The 6664-nt window shown below is 59.0% G+C and carries 8 protein-coding genes; 4 read left to right on the top strand and 4 right to left on the bottom strand.

Annotation, left to right across the window (positions count from 1 at the left end):
- A partial coding sequence (locus ACCD00_RS29955; RefSeq protein WP_413428820.1) for an NAD(P)-binding domain-containing protein occupies positions 1 to 219 on the bottom strand: 219 nt, incomplete at its 3' end.
- Positions 220 to 467: 248 nt separating this feature from the next.
- Between ACCD00_RS29955 and ACCD00_RS29950 the strand changes: the two genes are divergently transcribed.
- The 3 genes from ACCD00_RS29950 to ACCD00_RS29940 all read left to right on the top strand — a co-directional run bounded on the left by ACCD00_RS29950 (position 468) and on the right by ACCD00_RS29940 (position 2963).
- On the top strand, positions 468 to 650 hold the full coding sequence (locus tag ACCD00_RS29950; protein WP_347906748.1) for a DUF6026 family protein: 183 nt from the start codon (positions 468 to 470) through the stop codon (positions 648 to 650).
- Positions 651 to 848: 198 nt separating this feature from the next.
- Complete coding sequence (locus tag ACCD00_RS29945) at positions 849 to 2585, top strand: phosphoethanolamine transferase CptA (RefSeq protein WP_413428819.1); 1737 nt, start codon at positions 849 to 851, stop codon at positions 2583 to 2585.
- A gap of 168 nt (positions 2586 to 2753) precedes the next feature.
- Positions 2754 to 2963 (top strand): hypothetical protein, encoded by a 210-nt coding sequence (locus tag ACCD00_RS29940; protein WP_413428818.1) that lies wholly within the window; start codon positions 2754 to 2756, stop codon positions 2961 to 2963.
- An 81-nt stretch (positions 2964 to 3044) separates the two neighbouring features.
- Here ACCD00_RS29940 and ACCD00_RS29935 read toward each other — a convergent pair whose 3' ends face one another.
- The 3 genes from ACCD00_RS29935 to zapE all read right to left on the bottom strand — a co-directional run bounded on the left by ACCD00_RS29935 (position 3045) and on the right by zapE (position 5370).
- Positions 3045 to 3536: a GNAT family N-acetyltransferase gene (locus tag ACCD00_RS29935; protein ID WP_413428817.1), complete on the bottom strand. Its 492-nt coding sequence runs from the start codon at positions 3534 to 3536 to the stop codon at positions 3045 to 3047.
- A 118-nt stretch (positions 3537 to 3654) separates the two neighbouring features.
- Complete coding sequence (locus ACCD00_RS29930; protein WP_413428816.1) at positions 3655 to 4236, bottom strand: DinB family protein; 582 nt, start codon at positions 4234 to 4236, stop codon at positions 3655 to 3657.
- Between the two features lie 15 nt (positions 4237 to 4251).
- Positions 4252 to 5370, bottom strand: coding sequence for a cell division protein ZapE (gene zapE / locus ACCD00_RS29925; protein ID WP_413428815.1), 1119 nt, complete (start codon positions 5368 to 5370; stop codon positions 4252 to 4254).
- 160 nt (positions 5371 to 5530) lie between these two features.
- Here zapE and ACCD00_RS29920 point away from each other — a divergent pair, with 160 nt between their 5' ends.
- Entirely contained in the window at positions 5531 to 6583 is a 1053-nt protein-coding gene (locus tag ACCD00_RS29920) for an aldo/keto reductase (RefSeq protein ID WP_413428814.1), read from the top strand.
- Positions 6584 to 6664 lie beyond the last annotated feature (81 nt).

Here is a 6664-nt window from a genome sequence, read left to right as displayed (position 1 = left end):
GACCCAGACCGCACGCGGCCTGGCCAGGCCGGCAACCAGCGCCGGCAGATCGGCGGCGCCAGTGGAGCCCTCTGTGGCCAGGGCTTCGACAAAGGCGGTATTGCGATCGTAAACAACGGTGGTGTGCCCGTTGAGCATCAGGCGCCGCGCAATATTGCCGCCCATGCGGCCCAGTCCAATAATCCCGAGTTGCATGTGCTGATGCTCCCTACTACAAATTAAAGTGTGTCAAAGGTTATAGCCCAACGCGACTCATGAGGTTAGTCCAGAGCGTTGGCGTGAAGTTTCCGGGCATTGTGCCCGATCCTGATGGATAACGTCGGGAATCAAACCGAAGACACAACGACCATGAAAAATAAAAAAGTTCCCTTCGGGGGCAAAAGAAATCAAAATTGGCGCCGATAGTAGGTCAGCCCCGGATTTCGAGGCGTACCTACAGTTGAGACACGCCATTTGCGAGGTGAGCAATGGGCACAGTACATACCGCACTGCCAGCACAAACCCTTTACGTCACTATCCGTCGCGATGAATTGCGCCAGTTGAAGGACGAACGCGATCAGTTGAAGCAGGAACTGGCGCAATTGCGGCTGCTGCTGCAAGCCAATCAAGTGCAGCCCCTGGCTGTGGTGCAGCGCGCCCCACTCGCCTGATTCCCTCCTTTGAAGCGGGAGCAGTCTGCACTGCTTCCGCACCGGCTCACGCCCTGCCCTCCCTGGCACCTCACATAATTTTCACAATTGTTTCACAATAATTACTGGTTTAGGTCGCCCGATTCCGCGCGGCCATCGTTCGTCGTCCGCGATACCCAAGTCCCGGCGGTGGTAGTGAATTCTCGGCTGGAGCGCTGAATGTCCTTGTTTGAACGCAGTAAAACTACTGCGACAGCTTTTGATTGGGCCGGATTCGTCTGGCTGTTTGTTTTCTTCTGGTACTTTTCCGGCATTACCCAACTACTGATCCAGCTGACTGGCACCTCCGGCTTTAGCGGATTCCGCCAGGCCTTCGTCATGAGCGCCATCTGGCTGGCGCCCATGTTGCTGTTCCCCCGGCAAACCCGTGTCATGTCCGCAGTGATCGGCGTCGTGCTGTGGGCGTGCTCCATGGCGAGCCTGGGTTATTTCTTCATTTATCAGCAGGAATTTTCCCAGAGCGTCATCTTCATCATGTTCGAATCGAACGTGGCTGAAGCCGGCGAGTACATGACCCAGTATTTTGCCTGGTGGATGGTCCCGGCATTCCTGGCCCACAGCGCTTTCTCCTGGTTCCTGTGGACGCGCCTGCGCCCGGTGTACCTGCCTCGCGGCAAGGCAATCGTGGCAGCAGTGGCCATTCTGGTCTCCGTGGTCGCTTATCCGCTGATCAAGCAGACCCAGCGTACCGGCAGTTTCGCGGCCGGGTTCGAGAAGTTCGAAACCCGCATCGAACCTGCGGTGCCGTGGCAGATGGCCGTGGCCTATCACCGTTACCTGGAAACCCTGGCCGGTATGCAGGACATGCTGGAAAGCGCCAGCAAGATTCCACCACTGCATAACCTCAAGGATGCCATGGCCAACACGCCTGCGACTCTGGTGCTGGTGATCGGCGAGTCCACCAACCGTCAGCGCATGAGCCTGTACGGCTATCCCCGGCCAACCACGCCGGAACTGGACAAGCTCAAGGATCAACTGGACGTTTTCGACAACGTCATCACCCCGCGCCCCTACACCATCGAGGCGCTGCAGCAGGTCCTGACCTTCGCCGACGAAGAAAACCCGGACCTGTACCTGTCGACGCCATCGCTGGTCAGCATGATGAAACAGGCCGGTTACAAGACCTTCTGGATCACCAACCAGCAGACCATGACCAAGCGCAACACCATGCTCACGACCTTTTCCGAACAGGCCGACCAGCAGGTGTATCTGAACAACAACCGCAACCAGAACGCCGCCCAGTACGATGGCGACGTGATCGAGCCATTCAACAAGGCCTTGGCCGACGGGGCACCGCGCAAGCTCATCGTCGTGCATTTGCTCGGCACGCACATGAGCTACCAGTACCGCTACCCGCCGACCTTCGACAAGTTCCAGGACCGCACTGGCGTACCGGCCGGCATTCGCGATGACCAGTTGCCGACGTACAACAGCTATGACAATGCCGTGCTGTACAACGACTTCGTGGTGTCCAGCCTGATCAAGGACTACGCCAGGACCGATCCGAACGGCTTCCTGCTGTACCTGTCCGACCATGGCGAAGACGTGTTCGATTCCGTGGGCCACAGCACACTGGGGCGCAACGAGAACAAGCCGACAGCACCGATGTACACCATTCCGTTCATGGCCTGGGCTTCGCCGAAATGGCGGGCAAGCCATGACTGGAACCTCGCCGGTGATCTCTCGCGGCCTTACAGCAGCTCGCACCTGATCCACACCTGGGCCGATCTGGCAGGCCTGAGCTTCGACGAACTCGATCAAAGCAAAAGTGTGGTCAGCGACAGTTTCAAGGCCCGGCCATTGATGATCGGCAACCCGTATGAGCGCGAGCAACGCGCGTTGATCGACTTCAGCCTGATGAAGCCGAAAACGCCACCCGCAATTGTTCAGCAGTAATCCTTTCAGGGGCCGCTTCCGGCCCCTTTTTCATCTTCTCGCTTCGGAAATGGCAGCCGTTGATGAAGTTAATTCCCATTTAACCGAATCGGCGGATAATGCCATTTCGACACTGATTCATTGGCTCATGGACGAAAGGCATCCGACAACTTCAGTGGGAGGCATACCATGAAACGCACCGCCGCGATCCTCGCCGGCCTGATGGCACTGGGCTCGGCCAGCGCATTTGCCGAGGGTGGAGCCGAACGCATGCGCTATTACTACGAAAGTCTGCGACTGGCCCAGCAACAAGCCCTGGGCCATCCGATCCAAAGCTCTGAGCTGCGGGTACCCGACGATCAAACCGCACAAATGACTGAAACCTACAGACCGAAATGATCCATGGACCTCTGACTGCGGCTCTACAGTTGGAGAACATCGTTCGGGCGTCCTGATGGACGCCCTTTTTTTCCTGTTGAGTCAGAGGCTCTTGGTCCAGAACAGCATGCGTCCATGGGCCGGATCGAACATGCCGGCGGCAAAACCGGCTTTTGCATAAGCGCCCTGCGCCACGGCATTGCCTTCCAGCACCTCCAGGGTGAGCTTGCAGCAACCACGCTGACGGGCGATGTCCTCGACCTTTTGCAGCATCTTCCGGCTCAAGCCCAACCCGCGAAATTTTTTCACCACCGACACATCGTGCACATTGACCAACGGCCGGCAGGCAAAGGTCGAGAACCCCTCGAAGCAATTGACCAGCCCGGCTGGCTCGCCCCCGACAAACGCCAGCACACTGAAGGCGTGGGGACGCCTGGCAAGCTCTGCCGGGAGTTGCTCCAGTACATTGGCTGGCAACGACTGACCACCCCCCATCGGATCCTCGGCGTAGTGGTTCAACACCAGACAAATAGCCTCGGCATGCACCGGATTGGTGTAACTGGCCTGAAGCACAAGAATTTCTGCGGAGTCCATTTCCATCCTCGATCACACATGAAGTAGCCCCCAGCATGTATTTCACGCTGAAGTGCGCGCTGACCATAGCGCGAGCACCCTGCCAACGACAATCGCAACCGAGGAAATCTTTTGGCGCTCAAGCGCCCCAGATCAAGGCTTCGGTCCATCCCAGCTCGGCAAAATCCTCGGCCCGCAAGTGTGACTCTCCGGCGCAGAAAAACTCGTCGAGCTGCGGTGGCCGGACCGAAGTTCCGCTGAGCATGGCGTGAACCTGGCCGCGGTGATGGATCTGGTGCTCAAACAAATGGGACAGCAGGCGCAAACGACTGTCGTGTTGCGGGGTGTCGCGGGCGATGGTCACGATTTTGCCAAGGTCGGCGTCGCGCATCTGCTCGCAGTAGGCGATCAGCCGGCGGTCGACGTGGGCCTGCTCGCCAACGAGGTCGCACGCCATGAGACAGGGCTCGTCTTCCTTGAAAAACACACGGCAATCGGGATGCGGATCGTCGCCGCGAAGTTCGCGCTCCAGGGCGTCCACATAAAACCAGTCACAGGTAAGGATGTGGTTGAGGGTAGCGCGGATAGTCGGGAAGAAGCTGACCCGTGGCGCAGTCAGTTCCTGGGTGCTCAACTGGCGCCACGCCTTGGCCAGTCGGTGATTGGCCCAGGCGTTCTGATAAGCCATGGTCAGCAAATGGTGCGACAGGGGCTGATTCATGTTCGCTGCTCCCGATCAAACTTCGGCAAACCGCTGCAGTTGCATTTCCTGCAATCGACTGAGGGTGCGGCGGAACGGGAATTCCAGATAACCCTCGGTGTAAAGCGACGCCATTGGCACTTGCGCCTCAAGGTACAGCGGCACCTTGCGGTCGTAGCACTCGTCCACCAGGGCAATGAACCGTCGCACACCGTCGTCATGCACCGACAACTGCGGCAGCTCGCGGTCCCCCGCTGCCACCCGCTCGACACCGTCCTCGGTGCCACGGGCAATGCGCCCGGCGCGTTTTTGCGCACTGAGGTTGGGTACGTCACCCAACAGAATAGCGCTGTAGGTATCGCACAGGGCGATGAAATCCATGGCTGCGAAGGGTTGCTCGCACAGCGCGGCGTAACGGGTCCAGAGCACGGTCGGGCTGACCTTGACCACCTCGAGGGAACGGTAACCGACCTTGACCGGTTCGTTCGATACCGGCTGATTCACGGCCAACCCCGAGAAAACCTCGGTGAGCGCATCTGGCTGCCCGGGCTCGGCCACCCAATAACGTTGTGAACCGGCACCCGGATGCAGGCGATGATCTTCCCCGCCATCCACTGCAATCACCTGCATGTGTTGCTTGATCGCCGCGATGGCGGGCAGGAAACGGTCGCGATTGAAACCGTCGGCGTACAGCTGGTCCGGTGGCAGATTGGACGTGCAGACCACCACCACGCCCTGTTCGAACATCACCTGGAACAGGCGCCCGAGAATGATCGCGTCGCCGATGTCATTGACGAACAGCTCGTCGAAACACAACACGCGAACCTCTTCGGCCAATTCACGGGCCAACGCCTTGAGCGGATCGGCGGTGCCGGTCAGTTGAAACGAGCGCTGATGCACCCAGCCCATGAAGTGATGAAAATGCTGGCGCCGCGCCGGTACTCGCAGGCTTTGATAGAACTGGTCCATCAACCAGGTTTTACCGCGCCCCACCGGCCCCCACAGGTACACGCCGGAAATGGGCGAGCGGCCTTCGTGCAGCGCTTCGTGGCATTTTTGCAACGCCCACACGGCATGCTCCTGAGCTTCGTCCTGGACGAAGCCCTTTTGTTCAATGGCATGCTGCCAGGCGCTCAAGGGGGAATCGATAGTCATGGGCGGCAGTATGCCATTGCGCATCGATAACGCGACCGGTTATCGGTGGTTTTGTGCGAAAGGGAAAAGCACCTTGACGATTTATATTACTAGCATCATATTTAATACATGTCGTACGACATTTATATAAACCCTGACGTCACCTCCCTGGAGTCATCCCATGCACTACAAAGTTTTCGGTCGTAAAACCGGCTTGCGTGTTTCCGAGCTGGCACTGGGTGCCGGTAATTTCGGTACCGGTTGGGGCCATGGCGCCGTGCGTGACGAAGCCAAACGCATTTTTGATGGCTACCTCGAAGCCGGTGGCAACTTCATCGATACCGCCAATGGCTACCAGGGCGGGCAATCCGAGGCCATGCTCAGCGAATTCATCAACGCGGAGCGGGATAGCCTGGTCATCGCCACCAAATACACCCTCGGGACTACCCCGGCGGCCGGCATTTCCCACACAGGCAACAGCCGCAAGAACATGGTGCGCGCCGTCGAAGAAAGCCTCAAACGACTGAAGACCGAGCATATCGACCTGTTCTGGGCCCACATGAGCGACGGCGTCACGCCCATGGAAGAGATCCTGCGCGGCTTCGACGACCTGGTCAGTGCCGGCAAGATCCATTACGCCGGGCTGTCGAACTTCCCCGCGTGGCGCATCGCCCGCGCCGACTTGCTGGCCGAGGTGCGTGGTTTTGCGCCGATTGCCGCGATCCAGGTCGAGTACAGCCTGGCTGAACGCACGGCTGAGCGAGAACAACTGCCGATGGCCGAAGCCCTGGGCCTGGCCGCGACCTTGTGGTCGCCGCTGGGAGGCGGCTTCCTGACCGGCAAGTATCGCAACAGTGAAGGCGACAACCGTGCGAACAAGCTCGGCGTGCTGATTCATGCTGAAAAAAGCGCCCGCGAAACCGCCCTGCTCGATACCTTGATCGATATCGCCGCAGCACTCGATGCCAGCCCGACCCACGTGGCCATCGCCTGGCTGCGGGAAAAGGCCAAACGCTCGACCACGGCACTGATTCCGATCCTCGGTTCCCGCACACGCGAGCAACTGGATGCCACGTTGGGCGCGCTGAATGTGCAGTTGAGCACCGAGCAAATGGCACGACTGGACGGTGTGAGTGACGTGGCCAAAGGCGTACCACACGAGTCCATTTCCGGTTCGTTCGCTCGCTTCAGCGGGGGGCAGATACTCGACCTGCCGATCGTTCCGGTAGCCTGACACCAATTAAATGTGGGAGCGGGCTTGCTCGCGAAAACGTCGTGTCAGTCGACATTGTTGTTGAATGACACGACGTTTTCG

The sequence above is a fragment of the Pseudomonas sp. Pseusp3 genome, assembly GCF_047304225.1.
In the GTDB taxonomy this organism is placed as follows: domain Bacteria; phylum Pseudomonadota; class Gammaproteobacteria; order Pseudomonadales; family Pseudomonadaceae; genus Aquipseudomonas; species Aquipseudomonas fluorescens_CD.
Note: the sequence above shows the minus strand (reverse complement) of the source record. Positions and strands in the feature narration are given on the sequence as shown.

Coding starts and splice junctions, on each gene's coding strand:
- ACCD00_RS29950 (WP_347906748.1), top strand. CDS start 468: ATGGGCACAGTACATACCGCACTGCCAGCACAAACCCTTTACGTCACT.
- ACCD00_RS29945 (WP_413428819.1), top strand. CDS start 849: ATGTCCTTGTTTGAACGCAGTAAAACTACTGCGACAGCTTTTGATTGG.
- ACCD00_RS29940 (WP_413428818.1), top strand. CDS start 2,754: ATGAAACGCACCGCCGCGATCCTCGCCGGCCTGATGGCACTGGGCTCG.
- ACCD00_RS29935 (WP_413428817.1), bottom strand. CDS start 3,536: ATGGACTCCGCAGAAATTCTTGTGCTTCAGGCCAGTTACACCAATCCG.
- ACCD00_RS29930 (WP_413428816.1), bottom strand. CDS start 4,236: ATGAATCAGCCCCTGTCGCACCATTTGCTGACCATGGCTTATCAGAAC.
- zapE (WP_413428815.1), bottom strand. CDS start 5,370: ATGACTATCGATTCCCCCTTGAGCGCCTGGCAGCATGCCATTGAACAA.
- ACCD00_RS29920 (WP_413428814.1), top strand. CDS start 5,531: ATGCACTACAAAGTTTTCGGTCGTAAAACCGGCTTGCGTGTTTCCGAG.